The 1,882-nt window shown below is 68.0% G+C and carries 1 protein-coding gene; it reads right to left on the reverse strand.

Annotated elements, in window-relative coordinates; translation table 11 throughout:
* A partial coding sequence (locus tag AC5Y30_RS25365) for a non-ribosomal peptide synthetase (protein WP_499922039.1) occupies positions 1-1,882 on the reverse strand: 1,882 nt, incomplete at both ends.

Below are 1,882 nucleotides of genomic sequence, written 5' to 3' on the forward strand. Positions count from 1 at the left end.
CGGACGCGGTTGGGCCACCAATGGCTCTACCCGGCCCGTCTCCCCATGGATAAGCGGCGCCAATTGGGCAACGGCGGGTGCCTCGAACACCGCCCGCACGGAAAGACCAGTGTCCAGACCCTTGTTGATCGCGGCGATCAAACGCATCGCCGACAGCGAATCCCCGCCCAGCTCGAAGAACGAGTCCTCCACCCCGACCCGCTGCACACCGAGCACTTCGGCGTAAATCCCGGCCAAGATCTCCTCGGTGGCCGTGGCCGGAGCGCGATAGTGCCCGGTGTAATCCGGGGCGGGCAACGCGCGGATGTCGAGCTTGCCGTTAGCGGTCAACGGCAACGCTTCGAGCCCCACCACCGCGGCGGGGATCATGTAATCCGGCAACCGTTCGGCCAGTGCGCTACGCAGGGTCGCGGGGTCGGCGGTGCCGGTGATGTAGCCGATCAGGCGTTTGGCCCCGGGTTGGTCTTCGCGGGCGAGCACCACCGCCTGCTCCACCCCCTCCAACCCGGTCAGGGCGGCCTGGATCTCGCCGAGTTCGATGCGGTAGCCGCGGATCTTGACCTGCTCATCCGCGCGGCCCAGATAGTCCAGCTGCCCATCAGCGCGCCAACACACCAGATCCCCGGTCCGATACATCCGCTGCCCCGGCGCCCCGAACGGACACGCCACGAACCGCGACCCGGTCAACCCCGCCCGGCCCACATAACCCACCCCCACCCCGGCGCCGGCCACATACAACTCACCGACCACCCCCACCGGCACCGGACGCAACCACCCATCAAGGACGAACAACGCCGCCCCAGCCACCGGCGAACCGATCGGCGGCGCCCCCGACCCCGCCACCAGCGGCGCACTAATTGACACGTCCACCGTGGTCTCTGTCGGCCCATAGGCGTTGACCATCACCCGGCCCGGCGCCCACCGATCCACCAGCGAGGCAGGGCACGGCTCGCCGCCAACCACCAACGCCGCCGACTCCAACCCTTGCGGGGACAACACATCCATCGCTGAGGGGGTTTGGCTTAAGACGTTGACGTGTTCGGCAACGAGGAGGGCGTGGAAGTCTTGCGGGGAGCGGGTGACCTCTTCAGGCACCACCACCAGGCGTCCGCCGTGCAGCAGCGCCCCCCAGATCTCCCGGACGGACGCGTCGAAGGCATACGAATGCCACTGCGTCGACACCTTTGCCGGCCCCGGCGCCGACATGCCTGCATCCAGCGCCCGCATCAGCTGAGTGACGTTGTGGTGGGTGACCGCTACACCCTTGGGCACCCCGGTAGTGCCCGATGTGTAGATGATGTGGGCGATGTCATCGGCGGCCGGCGCCGGCAAACCGGTGTGGGGATAGGTGTGGATGTGGGGGTCCTCGACCTCGATGACCGCCCCGCCGAAGCCCTCGAGCCGGGCACGCAGTTGCGCGGTGCTGACCGCGGCGATGGGTGCGGCGTCGTCGAGCATGAACCCGACACGTGCTTCTGGCAACGCCGGGTCGATGGGCAGGTAGGCGGCGCCGGTTTTGAGGACGGCCAGGATGGCGGTGATCGCTTCGGCGCTGCGGGGCAGTAGCAGTGCGATGCAGTGTCCGGGGGCTGCGCCGTGGGCGGCCAGGAGGTGGGCCAGTTGGTTCGCGGTGTCCTCGAGCTCGCGGTAGGTCAGTGACAGGTTTGCGTCGCGGATCGCCACCGCGTCGGCAGTGCGCGCGACCTGGGCGGTGAACAGCGCCGGAATCGAGTCCGCTGGACCAGTGGTCGTTATCAAGGTGGCGCGGTTGCTCAGGGTGTCGAGGTGGGTGTGTTCGGATTCGTCGAGTAGGTCGATGGCGGCGAGGGGTTGGTCGGGTTGGGTGGTCATGGCTGTGAGAAGCCGTTCCAACCGCGCTATT

This window comes from Mycobacterium sp. NGS27, assembly GCF_059813005.1.